This window comes from Bacillus sp. cl95, assembly GCF_900115925.1.
GTDB lineage: Bacteria > Bacillota > Bacilli > Bacillales > Cytobacillaceae > Neobacillus_A.
In genome coordinates, this window is record NZ_FOYF01000005.1 from 199,693 (window position 1) to 214,783 (window position 15,091).

12 protein-coding genes are annotated in these 15,091 nt (G+C 43.8%); 6 read left to right on the plus strand and 6 right to left on the minus strand.

Annotated elements, in window-relative coordinates; translation table 11 throughout:
• Nucleotides 1–290: 290 nt before the first annotated feature.
• The 6 genes from BMZ31_RS14975 to BMZ31_RS15000 form a co-directional block, all read right to left on the minus strand.
• Entirely contained in the window at nucleotides 291–998 is a 708-nt protein-coding gene (locus tag BMZ31_RS14975) for an ABC transporter ATP-binding protein (RefSeq protein ID WP_090832728.1), read from the minus strand.
• Nucleotides 998–1,777, minus strand: coding sequence for an ABC transporter ATP-binding protein (locus BMZ31_RS14980; protein ID WP_090832729.1), 780 nt, complete (start codon nucleotides 1,775–1,777; stop codon nucleotides 998–1,000). Before BMZ31_RS14980 ends, BMZ31_RS14975 begins: the two co-directional genes overlap by 1 nt.
• Complete coding sequence (locus BMZ31_RS14985) at nucleotides 1,752–2,723, minus strand: branched-chain amino acid ABC transporter permease (RefSeq protein WP_090832730.1); 972 nt, start codon at nucleotides 2,721–2,723, stop codon at nucleotides 1,752–1,754. The genes BMZ31_RS14980 and BMZ31_RS14985 overlap by 26 nt, the downstream gene beginning before the upstream one ends.
• 14 nt (nucleotides 2,724–2,737) lie before the next feature.
• Nucleotides 2,738–3,616, minus strand: coding sequence for a branched-chain amino acid ABC transporter permease (locus tag BMZ31_RS14990; protein ID WP_090832731.1), 879 nt, complete (start codon nucleotides 3,614–3,616; stop codon nucleotides 2,738–2,740).
• Between the two features lie 119 nt (nucleotides 3,617–3,735).
• Entirely contained in the window at nucleotides 3,736–4,902 is a 1,167-nt protein-coding gene (locus BMZ31_RS14995; protein ID WP_090832732.1) for an ABC transporter substrate-binding protein, read from the minus strand.
• A gap of 374 nt (nucleotides 4,903–5,276) precedes the next feature.
• Nucleotides 5,277–6,482 carry an MFS transporter gene (locus BMZ31_RS15000; protein ID WP_090832733.1) on the minus strand — a complete coding sequence of 402 codons (1,206 nt, stop codon included), beginning with the start codon at nucleotides 6,480–6,482 and terminating at the stop codon, nucleotides 5,277–5,279.
• 346 nt (nucleotides 6,483–6,828) lie between these two features.
• Here BMZ31_RS15000 and ilvE point away from each other — a divergent pair, with 346 nt between their 5' ends.
• The 6 genes from ilvE to BMZ31_RS15030 all read left to right on the plus strand — a co-directional run bounded on the left by ilvE (nucleotide 6,829) and on the right by BMZ31_RS15030 (nucleotide 14,920).
• A complete protein-coding gene (gene ilvE, locus BMZ31_RS15005) occupies nucleotides 6,829–7,737 on the plus strand; it encodes a branched-chain-amino-acid transaminase (protein WP_090832734.1) in 909 nt (302 codons plus the stop codon).
• Nucleotides 7,738–7,746: 9 nt separating this feature from the next.
• Nucleotides 7,747–9,414 carry a dihydroxy-acid dehydratase gene (gene ilvD, locus BMZ31_RS15010; protein WP_090832735.1) on the plus strand — a complete coding sequence of 556 codons (1,668 nt, stop codon included), beginning with the start codon at nucleotides 7,747–7,749 and terminating at the stop codon, nucleotides 9,412–9,414.
• A gap of 674 nt (nucleotides 9,415–10,088) precedes the next feature.
• Nucleotides 10,089–11,813, plus strand: a complete 1,725-nt coding sequence (gene ilvB, locus BMZ31_RS15015; protein ID WP_090832736.1) for an acetolactate synthase large subunit — start codon at nucleotides 10,089–10,091, stop codon at nucleotides 11,811–11,813.
• On the plus strand, nucleotides 11,810–12,331 hold the full coding sequence (gene ilvN / locus BMZ31_RS15020) for an acetolactate synthase small subunit (RefSeq protein WP_090832737.1): 522 nt from the start codon (nucleotides 11,810–11,812) through the stop codon (nucleotides 12,329–12,331). The genes ilvB and ilvN overlap by 4 nt, the downstream gene beginning before the upstream one ends.
• 26 nt (nucleotides 12,332–12,357) lie before the next feature.
• Nucleotides 12,358–13,389 carry a ketol-acid reductoisomerase gene (ilvC, locus tag BMZ31_RS15025; RefSeq protein WP_090832738.1) on the plus strand — a complete coding sequence of 344 codons (1,032 nt, stop codon included), beginning with the start codon at nucleotides 12,358–12,360 and terminating at the stop codon, nucleotides 13,387–13,389.
• On the plus strand, nucleotides 13,376–14,920 hold the full coding sequence (locus BMZ31_RS15030; RefSeq protein WP_090832739.1) for a 2-isopropylmalate synthase: 1,545 nt from the start codon (nucleotides 13,376–13,378) through the stop codon (nucleotides 14,918–14,920). The genes ilvC and BMZ31_RS15030 overlap by 14 nt, the downstream gene beginning before the upstream one ends.
• The last annotated feature ends 171 nt before the right edge of the window (nucleotides 14,921–15,091 follow it).

Sequence of the window (15,091 nt, forward strand, 5' to 3'; positions counted from 1 at the left end):
CCCTCCTTGTAATAATAAAAATTCAGTTTGAAAATTTCTTGATGAAATAGACCAAAATGTATGTGGATTCACAATTCATTTGGATATACAAGTAAATAAATGGAAGTTAAAAACCATTTATATTTCAATCTTGCAAAAACAGATAGGAATCTTGCAAAAGGAGCCTCTTATCTTGCGAAAAATAAGCTGAATCTTGCGAAAGACGCCTCATATCTTGCGAAACCACTTTTTCGCTCACCAAAAACGCAAAAAAAAGATTCCAGCCGCCACGGCCTGGAATCTTTCCTCATTTAATGTCCGCCAAGGTAAGCCATTTTGACTTGGTCACTAGCGTTTAATTCTGAAGGTGTACCGGAAAGTACGATGTTACCCGTCTCGATTACATACGCACGGTCGGCAATGGATAGTGCCATGTTCGCATTTTGTTCAACGAGTAAGATGGTTGTTCCAGACTGATTGATTTCCTCAATGATGCGAAAAATCGTTTTTACTAGTAGCGGCGCGAGCCCCATTGAAGGCTCATCTAGCAATAACAACCTTGGGCGCGCCATAAGAGCACGGCCCATGGCAAGCATTTGCTGCTCACCGCCGGAAAGCGTTCCAGCGTGTTGTTTGCGACGCTCAAGAAGGCGAGGAAACAGATCGTAGATTTTTTCAAAATCTTCGCGAATGCCCGCCTTATCTTTTCGCAAATAGGCGCCAAGCTCAAGGTTTTCCTCAACCGTCATGTTGGCAAAGACGCGTCGGCCTTCAGGAACGTGGGAGATTCCGCGTTTCACAATCGACTGGGCCACTTTGCCAGCAATCGACTGTCCTTCGAAAATGATTTCACCTTGCTTAGGCTTTTCCAATCCTGAAATCGTCTTAAGCAATGTGCTTTTTCCCGCTCCATTTGCCCCAATTAACGTAACGATTTCGCCTTCGTTAATTTCCATCGAAACGCCCTTCAATGCTTGAATGACGCCATAATACACGTTAATTCCTTCTACTTTTAACATCAGGACACCTCCTCGCCGAGATAAGCTTCGATTACTTTCGGGTTGTTGCGGATTTGTTCCGGTGTCCCTTCGGCAATTAATTGACCATGATCGAGTACATAAATTCTTTCGCAAACACCCATGACAAGCAGCATATCGTGCTCAATCAGGAGTACAGTCAAAGAGAATCTTTGACGAATGAACGAAATCAAATTCATTAACTCTTCCGTTTCCTGAGGATTCATCCCAGCCGCAGGCTCATCAAGCAGCAATAGCTTCGGGTTGGCTGCGAGCGCACGTGCGATTTCGAGCCTGCGCTGCTGTCCGTAAGGTAAATTCTTGGCTTTTTCATGCATGAATTTTTCAAGCTTGAATATTTTCAGAAACTCAATCGCTTTTTCTTCCATTTCCTTTTCACCGCTGAAATGAGAAGGAAGGCGTAAGATCGAGCTCAGCATGGAATGTTTGGCCAGTGAATGATAGGCAACCTTAACGTTATCAAGAACGGATAACTCACCGAACAGTCGAATGTTTTGGAATGTACGGCTGATCCCTTTTCTCGTAATCTTGTATGGCGCAAGACCATTCAATTTCTGTCCGTCCAGCGTGATGCTGCCTTCTGTTGGAATATAAACGCCTGTCAAAAGGTTGAAGAATGTTGTCTTACCGGCGCCGTTCGGGCCAATGAGCCCAACTAATTCGCCTTGCTTCAATTCAAGATTAACATCTGAAACTGCTTTTAAGCCGCCGAACCGGATTCCTGCATTATCTACTTTAAGCAACGTGGTTTTTGCTGTCATCGTGCACTCCTCCTTTGACGGCTTTCTTATTTTTAAAGAATGATGTAAGTTCTTTCGTACCCATCAATCCTTGTGGACGGTACAACATCATGATAACGAGAACAAGACTGTAAATGATCATCCTTGTTTCAGGATATTCCTGCAAGAAGGTTGAGACGACTGTCAGCAAGATGGCTGCAATGACAGCACCTGACATACTGCCCAGTCCGCCAAGTACAACAAATATTAAGATATCAAATGATTTCAAGAAGCCAAAGTTTGTTGGCTGGATAATGTAGAAGTTGTGTGCATACAATCCGCCGGCGATACCTGCGAAAAAGGAACCGATAACGAATGCGGCTACTTTATAGTAGGTTGTGTTAATACCCATCGCATCTGATGCGATTTCATTTTCACGGATGGAAATACAAGCTCGTCCATGCGTGGAGTTAGTAAAGTTCACAATAACAATCAACGTGACCGCCAGACACCCAAAAACCCAAGGCCATGTTGTGAGATTATTGACTTGCATTCCGCTTGCCCCACCAACATAGTCTAAATTCAAAAATACGATTCTAACAATCTCGCCAAATCCTAATGTAGCAATCGCCAAGTAGTCTCCTTTTAAACGAAGACTTGGGATACCAATAATCAGTCCTGCAATGGCTGCCACGACACCGCCTGTTATTAAAGCAAGTGGAAAAGGTAGTTCCAAATTCGTTGTGATCACAGCCGAGGCATAGGCACCTACTGCGAGGAAACCAGCATGACCGATGGAGAATTGCCCGGTTATCCCTATGATAAGATGAAGGCTAACCGCTAAAATGATATTAATGGCGATAACAAAAATGGTATTTGTATAAAAGGGGTTTAGCCCGCCTGTTATCAAAACCTGCACTACTGCAAATACAGCTAGTCCGACTAACATGGATAGCCAAAATCCTCTTGCCTGTTTGAATGAAGCCATTGCTTTCCCCTCCTTTATACTTTTTCTCTCATATTTTTACCAAACAGTCCTGATGGACGGAAGATAAGGATTAAGATCAATACAACGAACGCTACACCGTCACGCCATAATGAGTATCCGACCGCACTTACGAGGGACTCAATCACTCCCAGTACAAGTCCACCTACCATCGCACCTGGGATAATACCGATTCCGCCAAGAACAGCTGCTACGAATGCTTTTAATCCAGGGATGATTCCCATCAATGGTTCAATTTTTGTATAATAAACCCCGAAAATGACTCCTGCCGCACCTGCAAGTGCTGATCCAATAGCAAAAGTCGCTGAGATTGTATTATCCACATTAATCCCCATCAGACGGGCTGCGTCCATATCATGCGACACCGCACGCATCGCTTTTCCGATTTTCGTCTTATGTACGATGAATTGAAGTACAATCATCAAGAAAACAGACGTTCCAAGAATTAGAAGTGACTGACTGCTGATTTTTAAACCTAAAAGTTCAATACTTTTCGACGGCAACACATCACCAGGATATGCTTCAGGCTGTGCCCCGCGCACATATATCGTTCCATATTCGATAAAGAGTGAAACACCAATCGCCGTGATCAAGGCAGCAATACGTGTTGCATTCCTTAAAGGCTTATAAGCAATTCTTTCAATTAAGACACCAAAGATGGCACAGACGGCCATGGATAAAATTAAAGCCGGGAAAAATCCTATTTCTAAGATAGTAATAGAATAGAAGCCTACAAATGCCCCGACCATAAAAACATCGCCATGTGCGAAGTTGATGAGCTTTACGATTCCGTAAACCATCGTATAACCAAGTGCGATTAACGCATAAATACTGCCAAGTGAGATTCCATTCACCAACTGTTGTATGATTTCCATTTTTACACGCTCCCAAAGTTGCTGCGATTTGAATCTTGCAATGGAAAAGGGACTGATCCCTACTTACGAGTCAGCCCCTTTTAGTTTTCAAAAATAACAAAGGTTGTTTAATATCCCTATTATGGATTTACCTTTGTTTTAAATTGCTGTTGTCCGCCTTTGTATTCTAAAATAACAGCGGATTTAATAGGATCGTGGTTTTTATCTAACTTCAATTCACCAGAAACTAAAGCAAGGCTCTCTGTTTTTGCTAGGGCCTCTTTAATCTTTTTAGGATCATCACTGCCTGCACGCTTAATTGCATCAGCAAGGAAGTATGCTGAATCGTAACCAAGAGCCGCGAACGCATCTGGAGACTTGTCATTGTATTTCGCTTTGAAAGCTTTTACGAACTCTTGAACTTTTTTATCTTCGTCACCAGCAGAGTAGTGATTTGTGATAAATGTGTTGTTAAGAGGGTCTGCACCTGCGATTTCAGTTAGCTTAGGAGAATCCCAGCCATCTCCACCCATGAATGGAACGTCAAGGCCAAGTTCACGTGCTTGCTTAATGATTAAACCAACTTCTTCGTAGTAACCAGGAAGGAAAATGAATTCAGGGTTGGAAGCTTTAATGTTTGTAAGGATTGCACGGAAGTCTGTATCCTTCGCAACATAAGCTTCTTCAGCAACAAGTTCTCCACCGTTTTTCTTGAATGACTTTTTAAATGCATCAGCTAAGCCTTTTGCATAGTCACTTGAGCTATCGATGATTACTGCTGCCTTCTTAACTTTTAGATCATTAGAAGCAAAGTTTGCCGCTACCGTTCCTTGGAAAGGATCGATGAAGCATGTACGGAATACATAATCATTTACCTTGCCGTCTTTTACTGTTACAGCAGGGTTTGTACCTGTTGGAGTTAATAATGGAACATTATGCTTTTGTGCAATTTGCACTTGTGCCAATGTGTTTGTACTTGTTGCAGATCCGACGATCGCAACAACCTTATCTTGGCTTACAAGTTTCAGTGCGCCGCTTGTTGCTTCTGCTGCATCTGATTTATTATCTACTTTTACAAGTTCAAGCTTTTTACCATTGATTCCTTTTTTGTTGATTTCTTCAAGAGCCAACTCAAGACCTTCTGATACGGATTGTCCATAAGAAGCAACTCCACCGGATAACTCTAGGTTTGCGCCGATTTTGATTGTATCGCCGCCACCCCCTGTACTTTTTGCATTACAGCCTGCGAGTACTCCCGCTGATAACATCAGCGACATGAAAATACCTGCCATTCTTTTTTTCTTCATCTCTGATCCCCCGTTTGTAAAATATTGTTTTTTCACAAAACAGTCTCTCTGTCTAAACAAAGAAGAATTACAAGTTCGAAATAGTTATCCGACTGTTTTTAATAAAGATAATATTCTGAAAATATTGTACAAAATTCTATTCTTTAAGTCTAGTACTATAATAATAATTATCTTAAATTTTTTTTAGCATAAAAGAAGGAATTTAGTCATTGCAAGGAATATAGCGAGAATCTCATAATCCTTCGCTGTTCGAAATTACTATTATTAATACATCAATAGTAATAACTATTCATCAATTATTTTAAAAATATAGAAAAGAGGCTTCTACTATAGAAGCCTCTTACATGTTTATACATACTTTTGCAGAAAAGCATTTAAGATAGTTCTTTGTTCTTCGTTTCCGTTCCTAAGAAGAAGACACTGGCCGCTCCAATGAGAATCGCGATGCAGAAAATGGTAAAAATCTCTCCCATTTCGTAGTTTGCTTTGACCAGATAACCAACGAGCAGAGGTCCGAATATGCCCCCAATTCGACCAAAGGAAGCTGCCATTCCTGCTCCTGTTCCCCTGACAATCGTAGGATATTGTTCTGGCGTATAGGCATAAAGCGCACCCCATGCCCCCAGATTGAAAAAGGATAAGAATGCTCCTGCCGTGATTAGCCCTTCCAGTGAATCAGCTGTCCCAAAGAAGTATGCACTTACAGCCGTCCCGATTAAATAAGTAATAAGGACAAATTTCCGGCCCATTTTTTCAATAAAATACGAAGCTGTAAAATAACCTGGCAACTGTGCAAGCGTCATGATAAGCACATATTGAAAGCTCTTGATCAAACTGAAACCCTTCATAACCATCACACTTGGAAGCCATAAGAACATTCCATAATATGAGAAAACGACACAAAACCACAAAATCCAAAGCATTGTCGTTTGCTTGCGATAATCCTTCGACCAAACAAGACGAATATTTTCCATAGCAGAGGTTTTCTCTGCTTTCTTAACCGATAAGAACTGTGGCGAATCCGGTAATTTTAATCGCAAATATAGCGCATAAAATGCCGGAAGCGCACTTAACAACATCGCAGTCTGCCAGCCATATTTAGGAATAATGAAGAATGAAATGACAGCCGCCAACAACCAGCCGCCTGCCCAAAAACTCTCCAGCAACACGACTACGCGACCTCTTTTTTCAGCAGGAACACTTTCGGATACAAGTGTAGATGCGACAGGCAATTCACCGCCAAGCCCCATGCCAATTAAGAAACGCAGGATAAGGAAAACCGTTAGAGTTGTGGCAAAAGCTGATGCTCCGCTCCCAATTGAAAATAGTAATAAAGTAATGATAAAGACTGATTTTCGCCCGACACGATCTGCCATAATCCCAAAAAGAAGGGCACCTACAGCCATTCCTATCGAGTTCACACTACCAATCCATCCTAGCTGCTCAGTTGATAAATTCCATTCAACACTTAAAGCCGCGATGACGAACGAAAGCATGCCGACGTCCATTGCGTCGAACATCCATCCTAATCCGGCAATTCCAAGCAGTTTTCGATTGGATATCTCTTTGTTTTTGCTCATTTTAAATCCTCCTGATATTCCAATTCATACCGTAAACCAATCTCATTCTAACACGTGTCTTTACACTAGTCATCCAAGATATTTTTTAAATGATTACAATATTTTGTAAGCGCTTCATAAAAATTTACAATTATTTTCTTCTTTGTCCATTGTTCCTTTTATAACAACAATGTAAACGCTCTCTTTTTATCTAATTGTTCTGAATTATCAGATTTTATTATCATAGACCTGTTGATTCTGTATATGAATGGTTGTATGATTAGCGGCAACATCAAAAGATAGATTCTTCCAGATTAAATCTAAAAGCTAATTTTCTCTCAATCAACGAAGAAAGGAGTGGTTGTATTTGAACAGTCAATGGATTTTCTTAGGCGGTCAATTTGTTAAAAAAGAAGACGCAGTCGTTTCTGTTTACGATCATGGATTTTTGTATGGCGACGGGGTGTTCGAAGGGATTCGCGTTTACAGCGGAAATGTCTTCAAACTTGATGAACATTTAAATCGTTTATACGAATCTGCACAATCTATCATGCTTAATATTCCCTACCAAAAGGAGGAACTGGTTCAGATTATTGTAGAGACAATCAGGAAGAATCAGCTTGATTGCGCTTATATCAGAGTCGTTGTATCCCGTGGCATGGGCAATCTTGGTCTTGATCCGAAATCCTGTTCGCAACCACGCGTCATTGTCATTGCGGAGGAACTAGCTCTTTTCCCAAAAGAATTATACGAGCGTGGCTTACGGGTCGGATCGGTCGCAAGCAGGCGAAACCGTCCAGATGTCCTCAGCCCCCAGATTAAGTCACTTAACTATTTAAATAACATTCTCGTAAAACTTGAAGCCAACCAGGCCGGAGTGGATGAAGCATTGATGCTCAATGACCAAGGCTACGTCACAGAAGGGTCTGCCGATAATATTTTCATCGTCAAAAACAAAAAGATCTATACGCCACCTGTCTATTTAGGTGCTTTAGAAGGAATCACGCGCAACGCCATCATTGAACTTGCCGCACAAACTGGTTACGAATTAGTTGAAAAACCGTTCACAAGGCATGACGTGTATGTAGCAGATGAAGTGTTCTTGACCGGAACTGCTGTTGAAGTCATCGCAGTCATTGATGTTGACGGTCGTGTGATCAACGATGGCAAACCAGGACCTGTGACAAATCACCTACTAGCAGAATTCAGACAACTTGTAAAAACTGATGGCGTACAATGCTATCCGCCCGCACCTAATCATGCGGTTGTAAGCTGAGGTGATGGCATGCGCAGCGATATGATCAAAAAGGGGGTCGACCGTGCCCCCCACCGTAGCCTCCTTTATGCTACCGGTGTAAAAACGAGAGATTTAGAGAAACCATTTATCGGTGTCTGTAATTCTTATATTGATATCATCCCAGGACACCGTCACCTCAATGTGTTTGCTGAAGTTGTAAAAGAAGCCATCCGTGAAGCCGGCGGGATTCCATTCGAATTTAATACAATCGGTGTGGATGACGGTATTGCCATGGGACATATTGGCATGCGTTATTCCCTGCCAAGCCGCGAAATCATTGCAGATAGTGCTGAAACGGTCATAAATGCCCATTGGTTTGACGGGGTCTTCTATATTCCGAATTGCGACAAGATTACACCAGGTATGCTGATGGCCGCTGCTAGAACGAATGTCCCTTCTGTTTTCGTTTCGGGCGGACCTATGGAAGCCGGTGTCTCTTCTACTGGTAAAAAATTATCGCTTGTTTCCGTTTTTGAAGGAGTTGGCGCGTATCATAAGGGATCGATGTCAGCGGAAGAGCTACTCGATATAGAATCACAAGCATGCCCGACTTGCGGCTCGTGTTCGGGAATGTTTACGGCGAATTCAATGAATTGCTTGATGGAGATGCTTGGCATGACGGTGCCGGATAACGGGACCATCGTCGCCACTTCAAATAACCGTCACAAGCTGATTCGACAAGCTGCAAAGCATCTGATGGACCTTATCAAACAAGACATCAAACCGCGTGATATTTTAACAAAAGAAGCATTTGACAATGCTTTTGCACTCGATATGGCGATGGGCGGATCCACCAACACCGTTCTACATACCCTCGCTATCGCCCATGAAGCGGGAATCGAATACGATTTACACGAAATCAACCGTATTGCTGAAAAAGTTCCTTACCTTTCAAAAATCAGCCCTGCCTCTGATTACTCTATGGAAGATGTCCATCATGCAGGGGGTGTGAGCGCCATTATTCATGAGCTTTGCCAAATTGATGGACTGATTCATAAAGATTGCCTCACGATTACAGGAAAAACCATCTATGAAAATGTAAAAGATGCCTATATTGTTGATGACCAGGTAATCAGAACAAAAGGAAATCCCTACAGTCCGGTTGGGGGACTTTCGATCTTATTCGGAAATATAGCGCCTGATGGAGGAGTCATTAAAGTAGGCGCTGTTGACCCTTCTATTAAGAAGTTTCTCGGCGAAGCGATTGTTTTTGACTCGCAAGAAGAAGCACAGGCGGGTATCGACAATGGCATTGTCCAAAGCGGCCATGTCGTCGTCATTCGTTATGAAGGGCCAAAGGGCGGTCCCGGTATGCCGGAAATGCTAGCGCCAACTTCAGCCATCGCCGGTAGGGGGCTTGATAAAGAAGTCGCCTTAATTACGGATGGAAGATTCTCAGGAGCGAGTCGCGGGATTTCCATCGGCCATATCTCTCCAGAAGCGGCAGAAGGCGGACCAATCGCATTCGTTCAAAACGGTGATCCCATATTAATAGATTTACAAACTCGTTCAATTGATTTGTTAGTTGATGAGAGTGTCCTCTTAGAAAGGCAAGCACAATGGATAAAGCCTGAACCTAAAATCAAGACGGGTTATCTTGCAAAATATGCAAAACTCGTAACCTCTGCCAATACGGGTGGGGTCATGAAATTCTAAAAGTCGATAATGGAAAAACGACGACGGGACTAAAAGCATAAGCATACGTATTCCCAGAGATCCGGGGTTGCTGGAAGCCCGGAAATACAGCTTATTCTGACATCCTCCCTGAGTACTGAGCTGAACGGAGATCCCTATTAAGCTTAGTCGGGTATTCTTACCCGTTATCAAAACGAAACCGTCATTATTTGAATGGCGGCTTCATAAGGCAGTTTTTGCAAGAAAACTGTAAAACCGGGTGGTACCGTGAAAAGCAGAGCCTTTTCTCCCCGTTTAATCTGTATGGTCTATGCAGTTTATTCGGAGAGGATTGGCTTTTTTTCATTCGACAATATCAGAATTTTTAGATAAGAGGTTGATTTCCACTCCAGGATGCTCGCTTTCCGCGGTACGAATTATGAAAAAGCCCTAATGCCGGCTTTTTCATGTGCAAATTCGTCTTGGGCGGGCGGTGAGCCTCCTCGGCGCACGGCGCCTGTGGGGTCTCACCTGTCCCGCTACTCCCGCAGGACGTTGAATGGCTTCCTTGAATGGACCCACGCACGAAGAAAATGCGATAGCATTTTCGAGGAGTCTCGCACCTTCCGCTCCAATCAACTTCATTAAGTAACACAGTTTACAAAAATGTCCTATTTTTTTAAATACTACCTAATTTTAAAGGAGGTCACTACAAGTTGAAAGCAGAAGCGAAACAACTCACGGATGTGCTGACTAAGCCACGGACTGGGGCCGATTTGCTCATCGAATGCTTGGTTGATGAGGGTGTTGATACGCTATTTGGATATCCGGGCGGTGCCGTCCTCCCTATTTATGACGCCATCTATCGGGCGAAAGAATTACTCCAACATATCCTCTTCCGCCATGAACAAGGTTCCATTCATGCCGCCGAAGGTTATGCAAGGGTTTCTGGTAAACCTGGTGTTGTCATTGCCACGTCAGGTCCAGGTGCAACAAATCTCGTTACAGGAATTGCCGACGCGATGATCGATTCTTTACCACTTGTCATCTTTACAGGTCAGGTTGCCCGCAGTGTTATCGGCACCGATGCCTTTCAAGAAGCTGATATTATCGGCATTACTACTCCGATTACGAAACATAATTTTCAAGTGCGATCTGTTAGTGAACTGCCCAGAATCGTTAGGCAGGCCTTTCATATTGCTACATCAGGCCGACCTGGACCCGTTGTCGTCGATATCCCAAAGGACATTTCCGCCGAAGTGGTAAGCGAAGAAACATTCGCAACCGATTTTCATCTTCCTGGTTATCAACCGACCACCAAGCCTAACCCGCTGCAAGTTAAGAAACTTGCCGACTCGCTTGCTAAAGCGAAGAAACCCGTCATTCTTGCAGGTGCAGGAGTGCTGCACGGAAAAGCCTCCTCCCTATTAAAACAATTTGCAGAAAGACATAGGCTTCCAGTTGCAACTACTCTATTAGGTTTAGGTAGCTTCCCTGGCTCCCATGACCTAGCGCTCGGTATGGCAGGAATGCATGGGACCTATGCCGCCAACATGGCTTTATTCGAATGTGATTTACTGATCAACGTTGGAGCTAGATTTGATGATCGATTGACTGGAAACCTTGAACATTTCGCCAAAAATGCCCGAGTAGCGCACATCGATATCGATCCCGCTGAAATCGGCAAGAATGTCAGCACCCAGATTCCCATCGTTTCCGATTCAAAAGAAGCATTACTTGAATTATTGATACATGCAGAGGAATCTCCACAACATGGCGACTGGCTACAAAAACTGCAATCAAATAAAGAGAATTACCCACTTTGGTACAAAGATTACGATCAAGAAGTCTGTCCGCAATGGCTGATGGAAATGCTCCACGAAGTAACGAACGGAAATGCCATCGTTACAACCGATGTCGGACAGCATCAGATGTGGGCTGCTCAATATTATGCATTTGATCAACCTGACCGCTGGATTACCTCGGGCGGACTAGGAACGATGGGATTTGGTTTCCCTGCGGCAATTGGAGCTCAACTGGCCGCTCCGAATGAAACGGTTGTAGCAGTCGTTGGTGACGCCGGTTTCCAAATGACGTTGCAGGAATTATCCGTCCTTCAGGAAAGAGGGTTGCCAATCAAAGTACTCATCGTCAATAACGGTGCACTAGGAATGGTAAGGCAATGGCAAGAAGAATTTTACGAAAAGCGCTATTCGGAATCGTTGCTACAAGTACAACCCGACTTTGTAAAACTTGCAGAAAGCTACAACTTAAGAGGAATGAAAATTCAAAACCAGAACGAACTGCGAACCTTACTGCCTGAAATTTTTGCGTATAACGGACCTGTAGTCATCGATTGCCGCGTTCCACAAGATGAAAAAGTCTTCCCGATGATTGCGCCTGGAAAAGGTCTCCATGAAATGATTGGGGTGAAACCATGAAAAGAATCATTACCGCAGTTGTAGAAAATCGAAGTGGCGTTCTCAACCGCTTAACCGGATTGTTGCAAAGGCGTCAGTTCAATATCGAAAGTATTTCTGTCGGCCCAACTGAAACGCAGGGAATCTCAAAAATGACGCTCGTTGTGGAAGTGGAGGATAGTCAAAAGCTCGAGCAGCTTACAAAACAATTAAACAAGCAAATTGACGTCCTTAAAGTCTCTGATATTACTGAAAAAGCCATTGTCGCCCGTGAACTGGCGCTCATCAAAGTTGGAAGCAGTGGTCATTTCCGCAGTGAAATCAACGGGATCATAGAACCCTTTCGCGCTTCTGTCATCGACGTCAGCAAGGAGAGCATCGCGATTCAGGTTACAGGCAAGCCAGAAAAAGTAGAAGCACTGATTGAACTTCTCCGCCCCTATGGGATTAAGGAAATCGCTCGCACCGGATTAACGGCTTTCCTTCGCGGCCAACAGCCGCAAGTCGCAGAGCTTGCTCCATTTTCACTATCAAAATAAATCCAAATTAGAAGGGATGATGCTCCATGGCAAAGGTTTTATACGACAACGATATTTTTGAAGAGGTCTTAAAAGAAAAGAAGGTTGCGGTCATTGGCTATGGTTCGCAAGGTCATGCACATGCTCTCAACTTAAAAGAAAACGGCTATGACGTTGTTGTTGGAGTTAGAGTCGGAAAGTCGTGGAACCAGGCCGTAAGTGATGGATTACAAGTCGCAACTGTGGCTGACGCTGTCAAGGAAGCGGATGTGGTCATGGTGCTTCTTCCCGATGAGCAACAACCACGTGTTTATGAAGAAAGCATCAAGCCACATTTAGAGGCAGGCAATGCGCTAGTATTTGCCCACGGTTTTAACATCCACTTCAATCAAGTTGTTCCTCCCCAGGATGTCGATGTCTTCCTGGTCGCTCCAAAAGGTCCTGGCCATCTTGTTCGAAGGACATTTACAGAAGGTGCAGGTGTTCCTGCATTATTCGGTGTCTATCAAGATTACACAGGTCAAGCAAAACAACTTGCGCTTGCCTATGCAAAAGGGATTGGTGCAGGCAGGGCTGGCGTGTTGGAAACAACGTTTAAAGAAGAAACTGAAACGGATCTATTTGGAGAACAGGCCGTTCTGTGCGGCGGTTTGACGAGTCTCGTAAAAGCTGGATTTGAAACACTTACCGAAGCAGGATACCAACCTGAAGTTGCCTACTTTGAATGCCTGCATGAATTGAAATTGATCGTCGACCTTATGTACGAAGGCGGACTCGAAAACATGCGTTATTCGATTTCAGATACAGCCCAATGGGGAGATTTTGTTTCCGGACCACGCGTCGTCAACGATGAAACGAAAGCGCGTATGAAAGAAGTCCTCCATGATATCCAAACAGGCGTGTTCGCTAAAGGCTGGATTTTAGAAAATCAAGTGAACCGTCCACAATTTACAGCCGTCAATGAAAAAGAAAAAAATCATCCTATTGAAAAGGTGGGTCGTGAGCTCAGGGAATTAATGCCGTTTATCAAGAAACAGCAAAATCCCAAAAAGGAAGTGGTTGCCCATGGTTCACGTTAACATTTTTGATACAACGCTTCGTGATGGTGAACAATCTCCTGGTGTGAACTTGAACCAGCTTGAAAAGCTTGAGATTGCCAGACAAATAGAAAGATTTGGCGTCGATGTCATGGAGGCCGGGTTCCCGGCTTCCTCACAAGGAGACTTTGAATCTGTTAGGGCCATTGCCCGTACGATTAAAAATGTCTCTATAACTGGTCTTGCCCGGGCCTCCCAATCAGATATCGATATCAGTTGGGAGGCACTTAAGGATGCTGCCGACCCACGTTTGCACATCTTTCTGGCTACCTCGCCGATTCACATGACTTATAAGTTAAAAAAGACACCTGCACAAGTAGCGGAGCAAGCGGCCGAAATGGTGGCTTATGCCCGCAGAAAATTTTCACAAGTCGAGTGGTCTGCAGAGGATGCTTCCCGTTCCGACCTAGATTTTCTTGTTTCTATCATCGAAAAAGTCATTTCAGCTGGAGCAACCGTCATCAATCTCCCAGATACCGTTGGCTACGCCACCCCTGACGAGTACGGGAAAATGTTCCGCTATGTAAAAGAAAATGTCCGTAATATCGATCAAGTCATCTTATCGGCGCACTGCCACGACGACTTGGGCCTGGCGGTCGCCAATTCGATTGCGGCGGTAGAAAATGGCGCCACGCAGATTGAGGGTACAATTAACGGCATCGGCGAGCGCGCAGGCAATGCCGCTTTAGAGGAATTAGCCGTCCTCTTTCATATTCGCCAAGATCAATTTCCGCATTCAACGAATCTAGTTTTACAAGAAATTAAACGAACGAGCGACTTAGTCAGTAAATTCACCGGCATGTCCGTTCCTCCTAATAAAGCAGTTGTAGGCCGTAATGCTTTTGCCCACGAATCGGGCATCCATCAGGATGGAGTGCTGAAACACGCCTCTACTTACGAGATTATCAATCCTGAACTTGTGGGCATCAGAGCAAATGAGCTTGTGCTTGGCAAACATTCTGGCCGTCACGCTTTTACCGATAAGTTAAAGAAACTTGGCTATTCCCTTTCCGAAGAGAAGTTGATGGAAGCCTTCAAGGCCTTCAAGCAACTTACCGACCGCAAGAAAAACGTTACCGATGAAGACTTATTCACAATTCTGACCGATATTCAAACTACTATGACAACGGTGAAAAAATACGAACTCAAGGCATTCCAAGTTCAATACGGCTCATCTAATTTGCCGACTGCCACTGTTGCGTTAACAACACCGGAAGGCATTCACGTCGAGACTGCCCGCACGGGAAAAGGAAGTGTGGAGTCGATTTACAACACCTTAGAAGCGCTGGTAGATGAGGAAATCCATCTTACCCACTTCCAACTCAATTCAATCGGGCAAGGACGCGACGCCCTCGCCGATGCTCATATCCGCATGACCGTGAATGGAACAGCTGTCAGCGGGCGAGCTTCAGCTCAGGATGTGCTTGAAGCCTCAGCTAAAGCATTCCTCAATGCCGTCAATCGCGTTTTTTATCAGCAACAGCTATTTCAAAAAGAAACGGCGCAATTGTGATTCTCTAGAGGAGTTTTCTGAGGTCATTTGTGAAAAAGGTTTGACAGTCACAAATAGAATTGATGTTCACACAAATAAAGTTGCAATTTACACAAATAAACCATCACGTTACACAAATAGAGACGAAAAGATAAACCGCATCAAACGCACATCTGCACAAAATATTTAATT

Coding starts and splice junctions, on each gene's coding strand:
- BMZ31_RS14975 (WP_090832728.1), bottom strand. CDS start 998: ATGTTAAAAGTAGAAGGAATTAACGTGTATTATGGCGTCATTCAAGCA.
- BMZ31_RS14980 (WP_090832729.1), bottom strand. CDS start 1,777: ATGACAGCAAAAACCACGTTGCTTAAAGTAGATAATGCAGGAATCCGG.
- BMZ31_RS14990 (WP_090832731.1), bottom strand. CDS start 3,616: ATGGAAATCATACAACAGTTGGTGAATGGAATCTCACTTGGCAGTATT.
- BMZ31_RS14985 (WP_090832730.1), bottom strand. CDS start 2,723: ATGGCTTCATTCAAACAGGCAAGAGGATTTTGGCTATCCATGTTAGTC.
- ilvD (WP_090832735.1), top strand. CDS start 7,747: ATGCGCAGCGATATGATCAAAAAGGGGGTCGACCGTGCCCCCCACCGT.
- BMZ31_RS14995 (WP_090832732.1), bottom strand. CDS start 4,902: ATGAAGAAAAAAAGAATGGCAGGTATTTTCATGTCGCTGATGTTATCA.
- BMZ31_RS15030 (WP_090832739.1), top strand. CDS start 13,376: ATGGTTCACGTTAACATTTTTGATACAACGCTTCGTGATGGTGAACAA.
- ilvC (WP_090832738.1), top strand. CDS start 12,358: ATGGCAAAGGTTTTATACGACAACGATATTTTTGAAGAGGTCTTAAAA.
- BMZ31_RS15000 (WP_090832733.1), bottom strand. CDS start 6,482: ATGAGCAAAAACAAAGAGATATCCAATCGAAAACTGCTTGGAATTGCC.
- ilvN (WP_090832737.1), top strand. CDS start 11,810: ATGAAAAGAATCATTACCGCAGTTGTAGAAAATCGAAGTGGCGTTCTC.